At 70.8% G+C, this 19,350-nt stretch carries 17 protein-coding genes; 16 read left to right on the top strand and 1 reads right to left on the bottom strand.

The features are described 5' to 3' along the window. Window positions 1-93 precede the first annotated feature (93 nt). Entirely contained in the window at window positions 94-642 is a 549-nt protein-coding gene (locus ACGH7X_RS10640; RefSeq protein WP_399884029.1) for a beta-class carbonic anhydrase, read from the bottom strand. A gap of 428 nt (window positions 643-1,070) precedes the next feature. Here ACGH7X_RS10640 and rsmH point away from each other — a divergent pair, with 428 nt between their 5' ends. The 16 genes from rsmH to divIVA all read left to right on the top strand — a co-directional run bounded on the left by rsmH (window position 1,071) and on the right by divIVA (window position 19,065). After that, window positions 1,071-2,027, top strand: coding sequence for a 16S rRNA (cytosine(1402)-N(4))-methyltransferase RsmH (gene rsmH, locus ACGH7X_RS10635; RefSeq protein ID WP_399884027.1), 957 nt, complete (start codon window positions 1,071-1,073; stop codon window positions 2,025-2,027). Window positions 2,028-2,085: 58 nt separating this feature from the next. Continuing rightward, on the top strand, window positions 2,086-2,649 hold the full coding sequence (locus tag ACGH7X_RS10630; protein WP_399884025.1) for a septum formation initiator family protein: 564 nt from the start codon (window positions 2,086-2,088) through the stop codon (window positions 2,647-2,649). Further along, a complete protein-coding gene (locus ACGH7X_RS10625) occupies window positions 2,646-4,613 on the top strand; it encodes a peptidoglycan D,D-transpeptidase FtsI family protein (protein WP_399884023.1) in 1,968 nt (655 codons plus the stop codon). The genes ACGH7X_RS10630 and ACGH7X_RS10625 overlap by 4 nt, the downstream gene beginning before the upstream one ends. A 207-nt stretch (window positions 4,614-4,820) precedes the next feature. Continuing rightward, window positions 4,821-6,341 carry a UDP-N-acetylmuramoyl-L-alanyl-D-glutamate--2,6-diaminopimelate ligase gene (locus ACGH7X_RS10620; RefSeq protein ID WP_399884021.1) on the top strand — a complete coding sequence of 507 codons (1,521 nt, stop codon included), beginning with the start codon at window positions 4,821-4,823 and terminating at the stop codon, window positions 6,339-6,341. A 49-nt stretch (window positions 6,342-6,390) separates the two neighbouring features. Beyond that, complete coding sequence (gene murF / locus ACGH7X_RS10615) at window positions 6,391-7,806, top strand: UDP-N-acetylmuramoyl-tripeptide--D-alanyl-D-alanine ligase (protein ID WP_399884019.1); 1,416 nt, start codon at window positions 6,391-6,393, stop codon at window positions 7,804-7,806. Continuing rightward, a complete protein-coding gene (gene mraY, locus ACGH7X_RS10610) occupies window positions 7,806-8,897 on the top strand; it encodes a phospho-N-acetylmuramoyl-pentapeptide-transferase (protein WP_399896911.1) in 1,092 nt (363 codons plus the stop codon). The genes murF and mraY overlap by 1 nt, the downstream gene beginning before the upstream one ends. Window positions 8,898-8,905: 8 nt before the next feature. After that, the gene (gene murD / locus ACGH7X_RS10605; protein ID WP_399896909.1) at window positions 8,906-10,354 is read left to right on the top strand and encodes a UDP-N-acetylmuramoyl-L-alanine--D-glutamate ligase; all 1,449 of its coding nucleotides are present in this window, start codon (window positions 8,906-8,908) and stop codon (window positions 10,352-10,354) included. Between the two features lie 76 nt (window positions 10,355-10,430). Beyond that, window positions 10,431-11,801, top strand: coding sequence for a putative lipid II flippase FtsW (gene ftsW, locus ACGH7X_RS10600; protein ID WP_399884017.1), 1,371 nt, complete (start codon window positions 10,431-10,433; stop codon window positions 11,799-11,801). A 6-nt stretch (window positions 11,802-11,807) separates the two neighbouring features. Next, complete coding sequence (gene murG, locus ACGH7X_RS10595) at window positions 11,808-12,902, top strand: undecaprenyldiphospho-muramoylpentapeptide beta-N-acetylglucosaminyltransferase (RefSeq protein WP_087809847.1); 1,095 nt, start codon at window positions 11,808-11,810, stop codon at window positions 12,900-12,902. Between the two features lie 25 nt (window positions 12,903-12,927). Continuing rightward, window positions 12,928-13,722, top strand: a complete 795-nt coding sequence (ftsQ, locus tag ACGH7X_RS10590) for a cell division protein FtsQ (RefSeq protein ID WP_399884015.1) — start codon at window positions 12,928-12,930, stop codon at window positions 13,720-13,722. A gap of 288 nt (window positions 13,723-14,010) precedes the next feature. After that, a complete protein-coding gene (gene ftsZ, locus ACGH7X_RS10585; RefSeq protein WP_217170497.1) occupies window positions 14,011-15,213 on the top strand; it encodes a cell division protein FtsZ in 1,203 nt (400 codons plus the stop codon). Continuing rightward, window positions 15,210-15,938, top strand: a complete 729-nt coding sequence (gene pgeF / locus ACGH7X_RS10580) for a peptidoglycan editing factor PgeF (protein WP_399884013.1) — start codon at window positions 15,210-15,212, stop codon at window positions 15,936-15,938. Before ftsZ ends, pgeF begins: the two co-directional genes overlap by 4 nt. Before the next feature lie 6 nt (window positions 15,939-15,944). Then, a complete protein-coding gene (locus ACGH7X_RS10575) occupies window positions 15,945-16,664 on the top strand; it encodes a YggS family pyridoxal phosphate-dependent enzyme (RefSeq protein WP_399884011.1) in 720 nt (239 codons plus the stop codon). Between the two features lie 129 nt (window positions 16,665-16,793). Next, window positions 16,794-17,435 carry a cell division protein SepF gene (locus ACGH7X_RS10570; RefSeq protein WP_399884009.1) on the top strand — a complete coding sequence of 214 codons (642 nt, stop codon included), beginning with the start codon at window positions 16,794-16,796 and terminating at the stop codon, window positions 17,433-17,435. Between the two features lie 81 nt (window positions 17,436-17,516). Then, window positions 17,517-17,801: a YggT family protein gene (locus tag ACGH7X_RS10565; RefSeq protein WP_007448661.1), complete on the top strand. Its 285-nt coding sequence runs from the start codon at window positions 17,517-17,519 to the stop codon at window positions 17,799-17,801. A 55-nt stretch (window positions 17,802-17,856) separates the two neighbouring features. Further along, on the top strand, window positions 17,857-19,065 hold the full coding sequence (gene divIVA / locus ACGH7X_RS10560; protein ID WP_399884007.1) for an apical growth/hyphal branching protein DivIVA: 1,209 nt from the start codon (window positions 17,857-17,859) through the stop codon (window positions 19,063-19,065). Window positions 19,066-19,350 lie beyond the last annotated feature (285 nt).

Below are 19,350 nucleotides of genomic sequence, written 5' to 3'. Positions count from 1 at the left end.
TGTCACTCGCCTGTGGACAACTGACCGCGATATGTCGCCCCTTAGGGCCTTTGCGGTGCTTGCCCGGCGAGAATTGCCGGGTGGGCAACCCGGTCAGGCGGGGTCGACCTCGCGCAGCAGGCCCGTCTTCACGTCGAAGACGAAACCGCGCACGTCCTCGGTGTGCAGCAGGAACGGCGAGGTGCGCACCCGCTCGATCGACTGCCGCACGTCCTGGTCGGCGTCCCGGAAGGACTCCACCGCCCACGCGGGACGCTGGCCGACCTCCAGCTCCAGGTCGTGCCGGAAGTCCTCGGTGATGGACTCCATGCCGCAGTTGGTGTGGTGGATGAGGGCCACGCTGCGGGTGCCGAGCGCCCGCTGGCTGATGGTCAGGGAGCGGATCACGTCATCGGTGACCACACCGCCCGCGTTGCGGATCGTGTGACAGTCACCGAGCTTCAGGCCGAGCGCGGCGTGCAGGTCCAGGCGGGCGTCCATACAGGCCACGACGGCGACACGCTGTACGGGGCGGGCGTCCATCCCGGGGTCCGCGAACGCCGAAGCGTAGCGCTCGTTCGCCTCGACGAGCCGGTCGGTGACGGTGTGGTCGCCGTCCATGGCGGATCCGGAGCCGGCGGGTACCGATGCAGAAGTCGTCATATCCATGACGTTACTGGCCGTCCCCGGCCGTGGCCCGCTGTGAAGCGGGACAAAGAACATCATGGAGGCTTGTTGTGAGCCAACCCACAGGGCGGCGCGAACGCGTCCATCCGAGTGAAAAGCCGCGCGGCACCGGTTTGCGGACGCCGGCCTCCGCGACGCGCAGGCCGGTTGATTGACCGGGCGACACGGTGGACTAAAGTGACGCGAAGCGGGAGGCGAGGTTCTCCCTGCTGGACTGAATTCCCCGGAGACCTGGGCGACGTCCCGCCAGATCTCCCCACGTGCGCGGCGCGTACGTACGGCTCGGCCTCCTCCCGCTCCTGGCCGGCCGACGCTTTTGGCGCCGGCAGGCCTCCCCTTCAGATGTGAGCGGGAGGGGACCCGGCAGTGCGTGACGCCGCGCCGGACCTGAGAGGCCGCCCCACTTGAGCCAGAGTCGACACGTCCCGGTGATGCTCCAGCGGTGTCTGGACCTGCTGGCGCCCGCCCTCACCGAGCCGGGAGCCGTGGTCGTCGACTGCACGCTGGGACTGGGCGGGCACAGCGAGGCGCTGCTCGAGCGCTTCCCCGAGGCCCGGCTCGTCGCCCTCGACCGGGACAAGGAGGCCCTGCGCCTGTCCGGCGAGCGGCTCGCACCGTACGGGGAGCGCGCGACCCTCGTGCACGCCGTCTACGACGAGTTGCCCGACGTGCTCGACCGGCTCGGCGTCCCCCGCGTCCAGGGCGTGCTGTTCGACCTCGGCGTCTCCTCCATGCAGCTCGACGAGGCCGACCGGGGCTTCGCCTACGCCCAGGACGCCCCGCTCGACATGCGGATGGACCAGAGCACCGGCATGAGTGCCGCCGAGGTCCTCAACACCTACCCGCCCGGCGAACTCGTCCGCATCCTGCGGGCGTACGGCGAGGAGAAGCAGGCCAAGCGCATCGTGTCCGCCGTCGTGCGCGAGCGCGAGAAGGAGCCGTTCACCAACAGCGCCCGGCTGGTCGAACTGATCCGCGCCGCACTGCCGCAGGCCGCCAAGCGCACCGGCGGCAACCCGGCCAAGCGCACCTTCCAGGCCCTGCGCATCGAGGTCAACGGCGAGCTGTCCGTCCTGGAGCGGGCGATCCCGGCCGCCGTCGAGACGCTCGCCGTCGGCGGGCGGATCGCGGTGCTGTCGTACCACTCGCTGGAGGACCGGCTGGTCAAGCAGGTCTTCGCGGCCGGCGCCGCGAACACCGCGCCGCCCGGCCTGCCGGTCGTCCCCGAACGCTACGCGCCCCGGCTCAAGCTGCTCACGCGCGGTGCCGAACTTCCCACCGAGGAGGAGATCGCCGAGAACCGGCGGGCGGCACCGGCACGGCTGCGCGGGGCCGAGCGCATCAGGGAGTCCATCGGGTGAAGCGAGTGAGGCAGGCCAGGCGCGGGTGCGCACGGCACCCGGGCCGAGGGGAGGGTCAGTGAGCAGGAAACCCGAACTGAAGGGCAGGGCGGCCCGGCTCGCCCGGCTCCTCCCGACCGGCGGCACCCGCGGCCAGGCGGCCAGGGCGCCCTTCGTCCTCCTGGTCGTCGTCCTCCTCGGTGGCGGCCTCATCGGGCTCCTGGTGCTGAACTCCGCCCTGAGCGAGGGCTCCTTCCAGCTGGACGACCTGAAGCAGGAGACCAAGAGCCTCACCGACGAGGAGCAGGCGCTCCAGCGGGACATCGACGCCTACTCCGCCCCCCGGGCCCTCCAGCGCCGCGCCCGCGAACTGGGCATGGTGCCCGGCGGCGACCCCGCCTTCCTCGAGCCCGACGGCACCGTCAAGGGCTCGCCCAGTCCCGCGCCCGCCGCGGACACCCCGCTGGTGCTCGCCCCCGAGGCGCTGACCGCGATGTCCGCCGGCCCGGCCGCCGGCACACCGTCCCCCTACACCGAGCCGCCCGGCCCGCCCCCCACTTCCGCCGGCGCGGCCGCGCCCAGCACGGCCGCCACCCCCACCGCAGCGGCGACGCCCACCCCGACCCCGACTCCCGGCAGGTGACGGAAGTGTCCGACAGGGAACCGCCGCGCCGCCGCGTGCCCGGACCCGCCAGGCCCGCCCGCCCCGGCGGACGGCGGCAGCCCGGCCCGGGCGCCCGGCCGGCCCGCAGGCCCGGGCCGCCCCGCCAGGCCGCGCCCCGCGCCATCCGGCTGGGCAGCCCGCGCCCCCGGCTGCGCATGATCGGCCTCGCGCTGACCCTGGTGCTGTCCGCCTTCGTCGTACGGCTCCTCCAGGTGCAGGCCGTCGACGCCGGCACGTACTCCGCGAAGGCCGAGCAGAACCGCTACGTGGTGCACACGCTGCCCGCCGAACGCGGCGGGATCACCGACCGCAACGGCGTGGCCCTCGCGACCACCGTGGACTCCTACGACATCACCGCCGACCCCACGATGTTCACCCGCGAGCAGCTCAAGGTCGACGACGGACCCGAGCAGGCGGCCGCCCTCCTCGCGCCGATCCTCGGCGAGGACCAGCAGGACCTGGTCGACCGGCTCCGCCCGGAGAACAAGGGACTGCGCTACGTCCGCCTCGCGCGCCGGCAGACCCCCCAGGTCTGGAACCAGATCAAGGACCTGAAGACCGCGCTCACCACGAAGTCCGAGACGGACAAGTCGGCGGTCAACGTACTCGCGGGCGTCTTCGCCGACCCCAGCAGCAAGCGCGTGTACCCGAGCGGCGACCTCGCCGCCGGCGTCCTGGGCTGGGTCGGTGCCGACGGCAAGGGCGGCGGCGGCCTGGAGCGCAAGCTGGACAGGACACTGGCCGGCGAGGACGGCAAGATCCGCTACGCGCAGTCCGGCGGCCGCCAGGTGCCCACCGCCGGTTCGACCGAGACGCCCGCCGTGCCCGGCAGCGACGTCGAGCTGACCATCGACCGCGACATCCAGTGGGCCGCGCAGCACGCCATCAGCGAGCAGGTCGAGAAGTCCAAGGCGGACGGCGGCTACGTCATCGTCCAGGACACCGCCACCGGCGAGATCCTCGCCATGGCCAACTCGCCCGCCTTCGACCCGGGCGACCTCGCCCACGCCGACCCGGACGCGCTGGGCAACGCCGCCCTCCAGGACGCCTTCGAACCGGGCTCCACCGCCAAGGTGCTGTCGATGGCGGCCGTGCTGGAGGAGAACGTCGCCACCCCCAAGACCCACCTCACCGTCCCCAACCGGCTCAAGCGCGGCGACCGGTCCTTCAAGGACGACATCGACCACCCGACCTGGTACCTCACGCTCAACGGAGTGCTCGCCAAGTCCAGCAACATCGGCACGATCATGGCCACCGGCGAGCTGGGCGAGACCCAGGCCGAGGCCAACAAGGTGCTCTACTCCTACCTGCGCAAGTTCGGCCTCGGCGGCTACAGCGGGCTCGGCTTCCCCGGTGAGACCAAGGGCATCCTCGCGCCGCCCGACCAGTGGTCGACCTCGCAGCAGTACACGATTCCTTTCGGCCAGGGCGTCTCCGTGAACGCGCTCCAGGCGGCCTCCGTGTACTCGACCATCGCCAACGGCGGCGTCCGGGTCGAGCCCACGCTGGTACGCGGCACGAAGGGCGCCGACGGCCGCTTCACACCATCCCCCGATCCCAAAAAGACCCGCGTGACCAGCGAGAAGACCGCCAAGACTCTCGCGCAGATGCTGGAGTCCGTCGTCGACGACGAGGAGGGCACCGGCACCAAGGCCCGCATCCCCGGCTACCGGGTGGCGGGCAAGACGGGCACGGCCAACCGGGTGGATCCGGCCACCGGCAAGTACCACGGCTACACCTCGTCGTTCGCCGGGTTCGCCCCCGCCGACAAGCCCCGCGTCACCGTCTACTGCGCCATCCAGAACGCCACCGAGGGCAGCTACTTCGGCGGCCAGATCTGCGGCCCCATCTACAAGCAGGTCATGGAGTTCGCCCTGAAGACCCTTCAGGTCCCGCCCACCGGGGCCGCCCCCGCGAACCTCCCGGTCACCTTCAAACCCTGAGCACCACCGAGCCCGTACCGAGCCAGCGCCGATTCAGTACCGAGCCACCAGGAACCACCCGTGACAACGATCACCCCCGACCCCGGGAACCAGAACGCCTCCCAGGCCTCCCCCCGGCCCTCACTTCGCCGGGAGGCGGGTACGCCCGGTACGCTCACCGCCGTGCCACACCCTGATCAGTCCCAAACCACCCAGAAGGGCCACCCCGTGACATACCCGGGACCGCCCCGGCCGGTGCGGATCTCCGCCACACCCCTCGCGGAACTCGCCGATCAGCTGGGTGCCGCCGCGCCGGACGGCCCCGCCGAGGTCACGGGCATCACCCATGACTCGCGCGCAGTCCGCCCCGGTGACCTGTACGCCGCCCTCCCCGGAGCCCGCGCCCACGGCGCCGACTTCGTCACCCAGGCCGCGGGCCTCGGCGCCACCGCCGTGCTGACCGACCCGGCCGGCGCGGAGCGCGTCGCGGCCACCGGTCTGCCGGCCCTCGTCGTCGACGACCCGCGCGCGCGGATGGGTGAGCTGGCGGCCACGATCTACGGCCACCCCGGCCGCGACCTGCTCCAGATCGGCATCACCGGTACCTCCGGCAAGACCACCACGGCCTACCTCGTCGAGGGCGGCCTGCGCACGGCGAAGTCCACCGGCCTGATCGGCACGGTCGAGATGCGCATCGGCGACGAGCGCATCAAGTCCGAGCGGACCACGCCCGAGGCCACCGACCTCCAGGCGCTGTTCGCGGTGATGCGCGAGCGCGGCACCGACGCGGTCGCCATGGAGGTCTCCAGCCACGCCCTGGTGCTCGGCCGGGTCGACGCCTGCGTCTTCGACATCGCGGTCTTCACCAACCTCAGCCCGGAACACATGGAGTTCCACTCCGGGATGGAGGACTACTTCCAGGCGAAGGCGCAGCTGTTCACGCCGAAACGCAGCAAACTCGGCGTGGTCAACGTCGACGACGAGTACGGGCGCCGCCTCGCGAACGAGGCCACCGTCCCGGTCGTCACCTACTCCGCCGAGGGCCACCCGGACGCCGACTGGCGCGCCGACGAGGTCGAGGTGGGCCCGCTGGACTCGACGTTCACCGTGCTCGGGCCGAAGGGCGAGCGGATCACCGCCAAGTCCCCGCTGGCCGGACCGTTCAACGTGGCGAACACCCTCGCCGCGATCGTCGCCCTGGCCGCCGCGGGGCTCGACCCGCAGACCGCCGCCGACGGCGTCGCCGCCGTACCGGGCGTGCCGGGCCGCCTGGAGCGCGTGGACGAGGGCCAGCCGTACTTCGCGGTGGTCGACTACGCCCACAAGACCGACGCGGTCGAATCCGTCCTCAAGGCGCTCCGCAAGGTGACCGAGGGCAAGCTGCACGCCGTGCTCGGCTGCGGCGGCGACCGGGACACCACCAAGCGGGAGCCGATGGGCGCCGCCGTGGCCCGGTTCGCCGACACCGCCGTACTGACCTCCGACAACCCCCGCTCCGAGGACCCCCTCGCGATCCTCGCCACCATGCTCCAGGGAGCGGCGTCCGTGCCCGCGCACGAGCGCGGCGAGGTGCAGGTCTTCGAGGACCGGGCCGCCGCGATCGCCGCCGCCGTCGCCCGGGCCGAGCCCGGAGACACCGTGCTGGTGGCGGGCAAGGGCCACGAGCAGGGCCAGGACATCGCCGGGGTCGTCCGTCCCTTCGACGACCGCCAGGTGCTGCGCGAAGCCATCCAGAAGACCCAGGGATGAGATTGCGAATGATCCAGCCGATCCTGATCCCGATCCAGGGGACGAACTTGTGATCACCCTCTCACTCGCCGAGATCGCAGAAGTCGTCGGCGGGCGGATGCATGACATACCGGACGCGTCCGTGCAGGTCACCGGGCCGGTCGTCCGGGACTCCCGGGAAGCCGGGCCCGGCAGCCTCTTCGTCGCCTTCGTGGGCGAGCGGGTGGACGGCCACGACTTCGCCGCCGCGGTCGTCGAAGCGGGTGCGGCGGCCGTCCTCGGCTCCCGCCCCGTCGGCGTGCCCGCGATCGTCGTGCAGGACGTCCAGGCCGCCCTCGGTGCCCTCGCCCGGCACGTCGTACGGCGCCTGGGCACCACCCTCGTGGCCCTCACCGGGTCGGCCGGCAAGACCAGCACCAAGGACCTGATCGCCCAGGTGCTGCGCCGCAAGGCGCCCACGGTGTTCACGCCCGGCTCCCTCAACAACGAGATCGGGCTGCCGCTCACCGCGCTCACCGCCACCGACGAGACCAGGTTCCTCGTCCTGGAGATGGGCGCCCGCGGCATCGGCCACATCCGGTACCTCTGCGAACTGACCCCGCCGAAGGTCGGCCTCGTCCTCAACGTCGGCTCCGCGCACATCGGCGAGTTCGGCGGCCGGGAGCAGATCGCCCAGGCCAAGGGCGAACTCGTCGAGGCGCTGCCGCCGGCCGAGGAGGGCGGCACCGCGATCCTCAACGCGGACGACCCCCTCGTACGGGCCATGGCCTCCCGAACGAAGGCGAAGGTGGTCCTTTTCGGAGAGTCCGACGAAGCGGACGTGTCCGCCGAGAACGTGCGACTCACGGACAGCGGACAGCCTTCCTTCAGCCTTCACACACCCTCCGGTGCAAGCGATGTGACCATGCGCCTGTACGGTGAGCACCACGTGTCGAACGCGCTCGCCGCGGCCGCCGTCGCCCACGAGTTGGGCATGTCCGCAGACGAGATCGCCACCGCGCTCTCCGAGGCGGGCTCCCTCTCCCGCTGGCGGATGGAGGTCACCGAGCGCCCGGACGGCGTGACGGTCGTCAACGACGCCTACAACGCGAACCCCGAGTCCATGAAGGCAGCGCTGCGCGCGCTGGTGGCCATGGGCAAGGGGCGTCGCACGTGGGCGGTGCTCGGCAAGATGGCCGAGCTGGGGGACGAGGCGCTCGCCGAGCACGACGCGGTCGGACGGCTCGCCGTCCGGCTCAATGTCGGCAAGCTCGTCGCGGTCGGGGGCAGGGAAGCCCGATGGCTGCAACTGGGCGCATATAACGAGGGTTCGTGGGGTGAGGAGTCGGTGCACGTGTCCGACGCACAGGCGGCGGTCGACCTGTTGCGCAGCGAGTTGCGCCCAGGAGACGTCGTGCTCGTGAAGGCGTCCCGTTCGGTGGGTCTGGAGAGCGTCGCCACGGCGCTGCTCGAGACCGGCGCCGAGGGTGAGGTTGCCGCCCGATGATGAAGCAGATCCTGTTCGCAGGAGTCATTGGCCTCTTCCTGACGCTGGTCGGCACCCCGTTGCTGATCAAGCTGCTGGCCCGCAAGGGCTACGGCCAGTACATCCGCGACGACGGCCCGCGCGAGCACGCCGCCAAGCGCGGTACGCCGACCATGGGCGGTATCGCCTTCATCCTGGCCACGGTCGCCGCGTACTTCCTGGCCAAGGTGATCACCAGCTACCTGGATCCGAAGACGAACACGGGGCCGACCTTCTCCGGTCTGCTGGTGCTCGGCCTGATGGTGGGCATGGGCCTGGTCGGCTTCCTCGACGACTACATCAAGATCGTCAAGCGGCGTTCGCTGGGCCTGCGGGCCAGGGCGAAGATGATCGGCCAGCTGACCGTCGGCATCGCCTTCGCCGTGCTGGCGCTCCAGTTCGCGGACAACCGCGGCAACACCCCGGCGTCCACGAAGCTGTCGTTCATCACCGACTTCGGCTGGACCATCGGCCCGGTGCTGTTCGTCATCTGGGCGCTGTTCATGATCCTCGCGATGTCGAACGGCGTGAACCTGACCGACGGCCTGGACGGCCTGGCCACCGGCGCCTCCGTCCTGGTCTTCGGCGCCTACACGTTCATCGGCGTCTGGCAGTTCCAGGAGTCCTGCGCCAACGCGCTGACCCTGACCAACCCGGGCGCCTGCTACGAGGTGAGAGACCCACTGGACCTCGCGGTGGTCGCGTCCGCGCTGATGGGCGCCTGCCTCGGCTTCCTGTGGTGGAACACCTCGCCGGCCAAGATCTTCATGGGCGACACCGGTTCGCTCGCGCTCGGCGGTGTGCTCGCGGGTCTGGCGATCTGCTCGCGCACCGAACTGCTGATGGCCATCCTGGGCGGCCTGTTCGTCCTGATCACCATGTCGGTGGTCATCCAGGTCGGCTCCTTCCGCCTCACCGGCAAGCGGGTTTTCCGGATGGCGCCACTCCAGCACCACTTCGAACTCAAAGGCTGGTCCGAGGTCCTTGTCGTGGTCCGCTTCTGGATCATCCAGGGCATCTGTGTGATCGTCGGACTCGGCCTCTTCTACGCGGGATGGGCAGCGGACAAGTGACCTCCTCGGTGCCTTCGGAATTCACCGGCAAGCACGTCACCGTCGCCGGACTGGGCGTCTCCGGCGTCCCGGCGGCCAAGGTGCTGCACGGGCTCGGCGCGCACGTCACCGTCGTCAACGACGGCGCGGACGAGCGCGCCCGGGCGCAGGCGGCGGAGCTGGAGGCGCTCGGCGTCACCGTGCGCCTGGGCGAGGGCACAGCATCCGACAGCGGCTCCGCCGCGGGGCTCCCCGAGGGCACCGAGCTGATCGTCACCGCACCGGGCTGGAAGCCCACCAAGCCCCTGTTCAGGGCGGCCGAGCAGGCCGGCGTCCCGGTCTGGGGCGACGTCGAGCTGGCCTGGCGCCTGCGCGGCCGGGACGGCAGGAAGGCGGCGCCGTGGCTGGCCGTCACCGGCACCAACGGCAAGACCACCACCGTCCAGATGCTCGCGTCGATCCTGAAGGCGGCCGGTCTGCGCACCGCCGCCGTCGGCAACATCGGCGTCTCCCTGCTGGAAGCGGTCACCGGCGAGGAGGAGTACGACGTCCTCGCCGTGGAGCTGTCCAGCTACCAGCTCCACTGGGCGCCCTCCCTGCGCGCCCACTCGGCCGCCGTGCTCAACCTCGCGCCCGACCACCTCGACTGGCACGGCTCGATGGAGGCCTACGCCGCCGACAAGGGCCGTATCTACGAGGGCAATCGCGTCGCCTGCGTCTACAACGTCGATGCCACCGACAAGCCGTCCACCGAGGACCTGGTCCGCGAGGCCGACGTCGAGGAGGGCTGCCGGGCCGTCGGTTTCACGCTCGGCCCCCCGGCGCCCTCCCAACTCGGCGTCGTGGAAGGCCTCCTGGTCGACCGCGCCTTCGTCGAGGACCGGCACAAGAACGCCCAGGAACTCGCCGAGGTCTCGGACGTCAACCCGCCGGCCCCGCACAACATCGCCAACGCCCTCGCCGCCGCGGCCCTCGCCCGCTCCTTCGGCGTCTCCGCGGCCGCCGTACGGGACGGGCTGCGCGCCTTCACACCGGACGCCCACCGCATCGCGCACGTCGCGGACGTGGACGGGGTGGCGTACGTGGACGACTCGAAGGCCACCAACACCCACGCCACCGAGGCCTCTTTGGCGGCGTACGAGTCGATCGTCTGGATCGCCGGCGGGCTCGCGAAGGGCGCGACCTTCGACGAGCTGGTCGTGGGCGCGGCGAAGCGGTTGCGCGGTGCCGTCCTCATCGGAGCCGACCGCGCCCTGATCCGCGAAGCCCTGGCGCGACACGCCCCGGAAGTACCCGTGGTCGACCTCGGCCGGACCGACACTGGTGCGATGCTCCAGGCCGTCCAGGAGGCGCGGCGGCTCGCCCGGCCCGGTGACACGGTGCTGCTGGCTCCGGCCTGTGCCTCCATGGACATGTTCACCAACTACAACAAGCGCGGTGACGCGTTCGCGCAGGCCGTTCGCGAACTCGGCGCCTGACCCGGCCGCCTCCTGCGCCGGGTGAACTCGGGAGGACGGGTGGGACGGTCCATGCCGACGTACAGCGGAGGCAGCGATGCCCGGTAGTCCCCAGAGCCGTACCGGACGTCCGCCCGTACAGCGGGCCGTCAGGCGACCCGCGACGCCGGGGCCGCCGCACGAGAACCCGGTGATCCGCCTCTACCACCGCCTCCACCGCGCCTGGGACCGGCCGCTGACCGCGTACTACCTGATTTTCGGCGGCAGTCTGCTGATCACCGTGCTCGGCCTGGTGATGGTCTACTCGGCGTCCCAGATCACCGCGCTCCAGCTGTCGCTGCCCGGCTCGTACTTCTTCCGCAAGCAGGCCCTGGCCGCCCTGATCGGCGCCGGCCTCCTGGTGGCCGCGATGCGCATGCCGGTGAAGCTGCACCGGGCGCTGGCCTACCCGATCCTCGCCGGCGCCGTCTTCCTGATGATCCTGGTCCAGGTGCCGGGGATAGGAGTGGCGGTCAACGGCAACCAGAACTGGATCGCGCTCGGCGGCTCCTTCCAGATCCAGCCCAGCGAGTTCGGCAAGCTCGCCCTCGTGCTGTGGGGCGCGGACCTGCTCGCCCGCAAGCAGGACAAGAAGCTGCTGGCGCAGTGGAAGCACATGCTGGTGCCGCTGGTGCCCGCCGCGTTCATGCTGCTCGGGCTGATCATGATCGGCGGCGACATGGGCACGGCGATCATCCTGACGGCCGTCCTGTTCGGGCTGCTGTGGCTGGCCGGCGCGCCCACGCGGCTGTTCGCGGGCGTGCTGTCGATCGCCGTGCTGCTCGGCTTCATCCTCATCAAGACCAGCCCCAACCGCATGGCCCGGCTCAACTGCCTCGGCGCCACCGACCCGGGACCGGGCGACTCCTGCTGGCAGGCCGTGCACGGCATCTACGCCCTGGCCTCCGGCGGACTGTTCGGGTCCGGGCTCGGTGCCAGTGTGGAGAAATGGGGGCAACTCCCCGAGGCACACACCGACTTCATCTTCGCCGTCACCGGCGAGGAACTGGGCCTGGCGGGGACGCTGTCGGTACTCGCCCTCTTCGCGGCTCTAGGCTATGCGGGTATCCGCGTGGCCGGACGCACGGAGGACCCCTTCGTGAGGTATGCCGCGGGAGGCGTGACCACCTGGATCACGGCCCAGGCCGTGATCAACATCGGTGCGGTCCTCGGGCTGCTGCCGATCGCCGGTGTCCCCCTCCCGCTGTTCTCCTACGGGGGTTCCGCCCTGTTGCCGACCATGTTCGCCATCGGACTGCTGATCGCCTTCGCGCGTGACGAACCCGGTGCGCGGGCGGCGCTTGCGTTGCGGCAACCTCGCTTTGGTAGAAAGCGGGGAGCCAGGGGACCCGCGGCCAAGCGGAGCCCTGGGAGTTGGAACACGATGCGACGGCGCGCCTCGGCGGCGCGCTCGTCCGGAGAGCGGTGAATTTCGGTGCATGTCGTACTCGCCGGCGGAGGAACCGCGGGCCACATCGAGCCCGCGCTCGCCCTCGCGGACGCCCTGCGCAGGCAGGATCCGACCGTGGGTATCACGGCCCTGGGCACGGAACGCGGCCTCGAGACCCGCCTCGTACCCGAGCGCGGTTACGAACTGGCGCTGATCCCGGCCGTACCGCTGCCGCGCAAGCCCACCCCCGAGCTGATCACCGTCCCGGGCCGGCTGCGCGGCACGATCAAGGCGGCCGAGCAGATCCTGGAGCGCACCAAGGCGGACGCCGTGGCCGGCTTCGGCGGCTACGTGGCGCTGCCCGCCTACCTCGCGGCCAAGCGGCTCGGCGTGCCGATCGTCGTCCACGAGGCCAACGCCCGCCCCGGCCTGGCCAACAAGATCGGCTCGCGCTACGCCGCACAGGTCGCCGTCTCCACCCCCGACAGCAAGCTGCGCAACTCCCGCTACATCGGCATCCCGCTGCGCCGCTCCATCGCCACCCTCGACCGGGCCGCCGCCCGTCCCGAGGCCCGCGCCATGTTCGGGCTCGACCCCAACCTGCCCACGCTGCTGGTCACCGGCGGCTCGCAGGGCGCCCGCCGCCTCAACGAGGTGGTGCAGCAGGTCGCGCCCTGGCTCCAGCAGGCCGGCATCCAGATCCTGCACGCGGTCGGGCCCAAGAACGAACTGCCGCAGGTCCACCAGATGCCGGGAATGCCCCCGTACATCCCGGTAAGTTACCTGGACCGGATGGACCTCGCGTACGCCGCCGCCGACATGATGCTCTGCCGCGCGGGCGCGATGACCGTCGCCGAACTCTCCGCCGTCGGGCTCCCGGCCGCCTACGTCCCGCTGCCCATCGGCAACGGCGAACAGCGGCTCAACGCCCAGCCGGTGGTCAAGGCCGGCGGCGGACTGCTGGTCGACGACGCGGAGCTCACGCCCGAGTGGCTCCAGCAGAACGTGCTGCCCGTGCTGGCCGACCCGCACCGGCTGTACGAGATGTCCCGCGCCGCCGCCGAGTTCGGCCGCCGGGACGCCGACGACCTGCTCGTCGGCATGGTGTACGAGGCGATCGCCGCCCGTGCGCATCGCTAGACACGTATGACGGAAGGCAGGGAGCGTGGCCGGACCGACCACCGCCGAACGCGGTGCACGCCAGCAGGAGTCGTCCGGCCCGCCCCGCGCGCGCCGGTTCGGCCCGCCCCGTCTTCGTACGATCATCATTCTTGCCGTCGCGCTGGTGCTCGTGGCGGGCGGGACCCTCTGGGTGCTCTACGGCTCGGACTGGACGCGCGTGGAACGCGTGTCGGTCTCGGGAACCCGGATCCTGACCGCCGCACAGGTGCGCGAGGCCGCCGACGTGCCTGTCGGGGACCCGCTGATTTCCGTCGACACGGAGGCGGTCGAGGCGCGACTGCGCCGGAAATTGCCCCGCATTGACGAGGTCGGCGTGGAGCGTTCCTGGCCGCACGGAATCGGACTGAAAGTGACCGAGCGTACCCCGGTTCTGATTGTCCAAAAGGGCCGAAACTTCGTGGAAGTGGACGATGAAGGTGTCCGTTTCGCCACGGTTTCCCGCGCTCCGAAAGGCGTGCCGGAGCTGAAATTGGATCCCGTGCGTTCCGGCTCCGCCGCGGCGAGCCTGCGCCGCTTCGACGACGACCGCCTGGTACGGGAGGCGGTACGGGTGGCCGGGCGGCTTCCGGACGCGGTCGCCCGGGACGCACGGCTCGTCAAGGTCCGTTCCTACGACGACATCTCGCTGGAGTTGAGCGGCGAGAGGACCGTGTCGTGGGGGAGCGGTGAGCAGGGTGTGCAGAAAGCCCGCGCACTCACCGCGCTGATGAAAGCGACGCCGGATGCGCGGCACTTCGACGTGAGTGTTCCCACCGCCCCGGCGTCATCCGGGAGTTGACGGGTATACGTGCAGGCCAGCACCCTGGTTGGGCAGCGCTACGGCTGATCACATAGGGTGAAAAGAAAAACGGGAGGTTCGGCGTGTTCGTTGAACGTGCGCCACTTGTCGACTTAGTGTCCTGTTCGGAAGAGTCCAAGGAACAGACACACTGGTAACCCTAAACTTCAGCGTTAGGGTTCGGGTCGGCGCTACGGACCGTCCCAATCGGCATCAGTCGTCGGGTCGCGGGGGCATCAGTGCTTCGGCGGTCGGGCGACACGTAACTCGAGGCGAGAGGCCTTCGACGTGGCAGCACCGCAGAACTACCTCGCAGTCATCAAAGTCATCGGTGTCGGCGGCGGTGGTGTCAATGCCATCAACCGGATGATCGAGGTCGGTCTCAAGGGCGTCGAGTTCATCGCCATCAACACCGACGCGCAGGCGCTGTTGATGAGCGACGCCGACGTCAAGCTCGACGTCGGCCGCGAACTCACCCGCGGACTCGGCGCCGGAGCCAACCCGGCCGTCGGCCGCAAGGCCGCCGAGGACCACCGCGAGGAGATCGAGGAGGTCCTCAAGGGGGCCGACATGGTCTTCGTGACAGCCGGTGAAGGCGGCGGCACCGGCACCGGCGGCGCGCCGGTGGTGGCGAACATCGCCCGCTCGCTGGGCGCCCTCACCATCGGTGTGGTCACCCGCCCGTTCACCTTCGAGGGGCGGCGCCGGGCCAACCAGGCCGAGGACGGCATCGCCGAACTCCGCGAAGAGGTCGACACCCTCATCGTCATCCCCAACGACCGGCTGCTGTCCATCTCGGACCGCCAGGTCAGCGTGCTCGACGCGTTCAAGTCCGCCGACCAGGTGCTGCTGTCCGGTGTCCAGGGCATCACCGACCTCATCACCACCCCCGGCCTGATCAACCTGGACTTCGCCGACGTCAAGTCGGTCATGTCCGAGGCCGGTTCGGCCCTCATGGGCATCGGCTCGGCCCGCGGCGACGACCGCGCGGTGGCCGCCGCCGAGATGGCGATCTCCTCGCCGCTCCTGGAGGCGTCCATCGACGGCGCCCGGGGCGTCCTGCTCTCCATCTCGGGCGGCTCCGACCTCGGTCTGTTCGAGATCAACGAGGCCGCCCAACTGGTCAGCGAGGCGGCCCACCCCGAGGCCAACATCATCTTCGGCGCGGTCATCGACGACGCCCTGGGCGACGAGGTGCGGGTCACCGTGATCGCGGCCGGCTTCGACGGCGGCCAGCCGCCGTCCAAGCGGGACAACGTCCTCGGCTCCTCCTCGGCCAAGCGCGAGGAGCCCACCCCGGCGCGGCAGTCCGAGAGCCGCCCGTCCTTCGGTTCGCTCGGCAGCGTCAAGCCGAAGGAGGAGCCGGAGCAGGCGCCCGCGCCGGAGCCGGTGAGCGACCTGCCGCCGGTCTCCGCGCCGCCGGTCCCGCCGTCGCGGACCTACTCGGACAGCGCCGCCGAGGAACTGGACGTGCCGGACTTCCTGAAGTGATAGGACAGCGCGACACCGTGAACGGCGCGCACTTCGGCTTCACCGACCGGTGGGGCGGAGTGAGCGCCGTTCCGTACGAGGAGCTCAATCTCGGCGGCGCGGTCGGTGACGACCCAGGCGCCGTCACCGCCAACCGGGAGCTGGCGGCGAAGTCGCTGGGTGTCGACCCGGCACGGGTGGTCTGGATGAACCAGGTGCACGGTGCCGACGTCGCCGTGGTCGACGGGCCCTGGGGGGAGAGCACGGTCCCCCGGGTCGACGCGGTCGTCACCGCCGAACGCGGTCTCGCCCTCGCCGTCCTCACCGCCGACTGCGTGCCCGTACTGCTCGCCGACCCCGTCGCCGGCGTCGCCGCCGCGGCCCACGCGGGCCGGCCGGGACTGGTCGCCGGGGTCGTCCCCGCCGCCGTCCGGGCCATGACCGAACTGGGCGCGGACCCCGCCCGGATCGTCGCCCGCACCGGACCCGCCGTCTGCGGGCGGTGCTACGAGGTGCCCGAGGACATGCGCGCCGAGGTGGCCGCCGTCGAACCGGCCGCGCACGCCGACACCAGCTGGGGCACACCGGCCCTCGACGTGAGCGCCGGCGTGCACGCGCAGCTCGAACGCCTCGGGGTGCGCGACCGGGCGCAGTCGCCGGTGTGCACCCGGGAGTCGAAGGACCACTTCTCGTACCGACGCGACCGCACCACCGGGCGGCTCGCGGGCTATGTGTGGCTGGACTGATGGGGCATGACGGACCGTAAGCACGAACTCGCCGAGAACCTGGCGAAAGTGGAGGAGCGCATCACGGCCGCGTGCGCGGCCGCGGACCGGCCCCGGGAGGAGGTGACCCTCATCGTGGTCACCAAGACCTATCCGGCGGACGATGTGCGCATTCTCTCCGAACTCGGGGTGCGCCACGTCGCCGAGAACCGCGACCAGGACGCGGCACCCAAGGCCGCGGCATGCTCGGATCTGCCGCTTTCGTGGCATTTCGTCGGTCAGCTGCAGACCAACAAGGTGCGCTCCGTGATCGGTTACGCCGATGTCGTGCAGTCCGTGGACCGCGCCAGGCTCGTCACGGCCCTGTCGAAGGAGGCGGTGCGGGCCGGACGCGAGCTGGGCTGCCTCGTCCAGGTCGCGCTCGACGCGGGGGAGGGCGCGCGCGGCGAGAGGGGTGGCGTCTCACCCGCCGGAATCGAAGAGTTGGCCGACCTCGTCGCCGGATCGGACGGGCTGCGGTTCGACGGTCTGATGACCGTGGCCCCGCTCACCGGCGAGTACGCGGGACGCCAACAAGCGGCGTTCGAGCACCTCATGGATTTGTCGACCCACGTGCGCCGAGCTCATCCTGCTGCGAACATGGTCTCCGCAGGGATGAGTGCGGACCTCGAACAGGCCGTGGCCGCCGGAGCGACACATGTACGCGTCGGCACTGCGGTACTCGGAGTCCGACCCGGGCTCGGGTAACGTCGCCAAGAAGTCGGACCACAGCAGAAAATATGGTCATTACCGCTGAAAGGCGGACGCAACGACCTCGTGGATCGCAGGCACTTGGCAGTCGTCAGCCGATCCACCACAGAGCGGAGGACTCAGAGAATGGCCGGCGCGATGCGCAAGATGGCGGTCTACCTCGGCCTCGTGGAGGACGATGGGTACGACGGCCGGGGGTTCGACCCCGACGACGACTTCGAACCGGAACTGGACCCGGAGCCCGAGCGGGACCACCGACGGCATGAACCGGCGCACCAGTCACATGGTTCGCATCAGTCCCAAAGGGACGAAGAGGTACGAGTCGTACAACCGCCCGCACAGCGCGAGCCGGTGCCCCGTTCTGCTTCGCTCGCGGCGGAATCGGGCCGTCCGGCGCGTATCGCGCCCGTGGCGTCCATCACACAAGAACGCGCAAGCCTGGAAAAGAGCGCACCGGTCATCATGCCCAAGGTCGTGTCCGAACGAGAGCCCTACCGGATCACCACGCTTCACCCCCGGACCTACAACGAGGCCCGTACCATCGGGGAACACTTCCGTGAGGGCACGCCGGTGATCATGAATCTCACTGAGATGGATGACACAGATGCGAAGCGACTTGTCGACTTTGCGGCCGGTTTGGTGTTTGGTCTTCACGGCAGTATCGAGCGGGTGACGCAGAAGGTGTTCCTGCTGTCTCCTGCTAACGTCGATGTCACGGCGGAGGACAAGGCCCGCATCGCAGAGGGCGGGTTCTTCAACCAGAGCTGAGACGCACCACCGGTACAGAGCAAGAACGCGGGCCCGAGGAAGGGTCCGAGAGATGGTTCAGGGGAGAGGGAAGCACAGGTCATGAGCGTGGTCCTGGATGTCGTCTACATCGCGCTGATGTGCTTCCTCATCGTGCTCATCTTCCGGTTGGTCATGGACTACGTCTTCCAGTTCGCCCGCTCGTGGCAACCCGGCAAGGCGATGGTGGTCGTTCTGGAGGCCACTTACACTGTCACCGATCCACCGTTGAAGCTTTTGCGGCGGTTCATCCCGCCGCTGCGTCTCGGGGGCGTGGCGCTCGACCTGTCCTTCTTCGTACTGATGATCATCGTCTACATCCTGATCTCGATCGTGAGCCGGCTGTGATCGATGAGAGAGATACGGGCTTGCCGAATGCCGACGACAACGTTGAGGTGAAGAGATGCCGTTGACCCCCGAGGACGTGCGGAACAAGCAGTTCACGACCGTCCGCCTCCGAGAAGGCTATGACGAGGACGAGGTCGATGCCTTCCTCGACGAGGTCGAAGCCGAACTGACCCGCCTGCTCCGCGAGAACGAGGACCTGCGCGCCAAGCTGGCCGCGGCGACGCGTGCGGCCGCGCAGAACCAGCAGAACATGCGCAAGCCTCCGGAACCGCCGCAGGATCAGCAGCCACCGCACCAGCAGGGACAGCCGCCGCACCAGCAGGGTCACCCGCAGCAGGGTCACCCGCAGCAGGGCGGGATGCCGCAGCAGGGCATGCGAGGTCCCGGCGCTCCGGTGCCCGCCGGCATATCGGGCCCGCCGCAGCAGCAGATGGGTGGCCCCATGGGTGGTCCGCCCCAGCTGCCGAGCGGCGCCCCGCAACTGCCCGCCGGCCCCGGCGGTCAGGGTGGCCCGCAGGGTCCCGGCCCGATGGGTCAGGGTCCGGGGCCGATGGGCCAGGGCCCGGGTCCGATGCAGGGTCAGATGGGTCCCGGTCCGATGGGTGGCCCCATGGGCGGCCCGCAGGGTCCCGGTGGCCCCGGCATGCCCGGTCAGGGTGGCCCCGGTGGCGACAGCGCCGCGCGTGTCCTCTCGCTGGCCCAGCAGACCGCCGACCAGGCGATCGCCGAGGCCCGTTCCGAGGCCAACAAGATCGTCGGCGAGGCGCGTTCGCGTGCCGAGGGTCTCGAGCGGGACGCCCGCGCCAAGGCGGACGCCCTGGAGCGGGACGCGCAGGAGAAGCACCGCGTGGCGATGGGCTCCCTGGAGTCCGCTCGCGCCACGCTGGAGCGCAAGGTCGAGGACCTGCGCGGCTTCGAGCGCGAGTACCGGACGCGGCTGAAGTCGTACCTGGAGTCGCAGCTGCGACAGCTGGAGACCCAGGCGGACGACTCGCTGGCCCCGCCGCGTACGCCCGCGACGGCCTCCCTGCCGCCGTCCCCGGCGCCCTCGATGGCTCCGGCCGGCGCGAGCGCCCCGTCGTACGGCGGCAACCAGTCGATGGGCGGTGGGCCGGGCCAGTCCGGTCCGTCCTACGGCGGTCAGCAGCAGATGTCGCCCGCGATGACCCAGCCGATGGCGCCGGTGCGGCCGCAGGGGCCGTCGCCGATGGGGCAGGCGCCCTCGCCGATGCGCGGGTTCCTGATCGACGAGGACGACAACTGAGCTGCTTCGGACTGACGTCCGGCAGGTAGTACGGCGTTGCCGTCGGCAGCGTTCAAGGGGCGGGCCCCGGGTTTTCGAACCTGGGGCCCGCCCCTGTGTTGTGTGCGGGTGCGGGTGCGGGTGCGGGTGCCGGTCCGGGCGGGGTGTGCTGCCCGGCGTTGCGGGGTGCCGCTCTCTTTGGGACGGGTGCCGCCCTGGGGGTACCTCCCAGGCCGTTCAGGCACTGGGGGAGGCACGACTGCCCGCAGCTCTGCGGCAGAGGGCCCGCATCCCCCGGATGCGGGC

The sequence above is a fragment of the Streptomyces sp. BBFR51 genome (assembly GCF_044591655.1).
Taxonomy (GTDB): domain Bacteria; phylum Actinomycetota; class Actinomycetes; order Streptomycetales; family Streptomycetaceae; genus Streptomyces.
Note: the sequence above shows the minus strand (reverse complement) of the source record. Positions and strands in the feature narration are given on the sequence as shown.

Excerpts from the sequence above, each read along its gene's own strand:
- ACGH7X_RS10575 (WP_399884011.1), top strand. The coding sequence starts at position 15,945 with ATGACGGACCGTAAGCACGAACTCGCCGAGAACCTGGCGAAAGTGGAG.
- mraY (WP_399896911.1), top strand. The coding sequence starts at position 7,806 with ATGAAGCAGATCCTGTTCGCAGGAGTCATTGGCCTCTTCCTGACGCTG.
- ACGH7X_RS10640 (WP_399884029.1), bottom strand. The coding sequence starts at position 642 with ATGACGACTTCTGCATCGGTACCCGCCGGCTCCGGATCCGCCATGGAC.
- divIVA (WP_399884007.1), top strand. The coding sequence starts at position 17,857 with ATGCCGTTGACCCCCGAGGACGTGCGGAACAAGCAGTTCACGACCGTC.
- ACGH7X_RS10570 (WP_399884009.1), top strand. The coding sequence starts at position 16,794 with ATGGCCGGCGCGATGCGCAAGATGGCGGTCTACCTCGGCCTCGTGGAG.
- ftsW (WP_399884017.1), top strand. The coding sequence starts at position 10,431 with ATGCCCGGTAGTCCCCAGAGCCGTACCGGACGTCCGCCCGTACAGCGG.
- ACGH7X_RS10565 (WP_007448661.1), top strand. The coding sequence starts at position 17,517 with ATGAGCGTGGTCCTGGATGTCGTCTACATCGCGCTGATGTGCTTCCTC.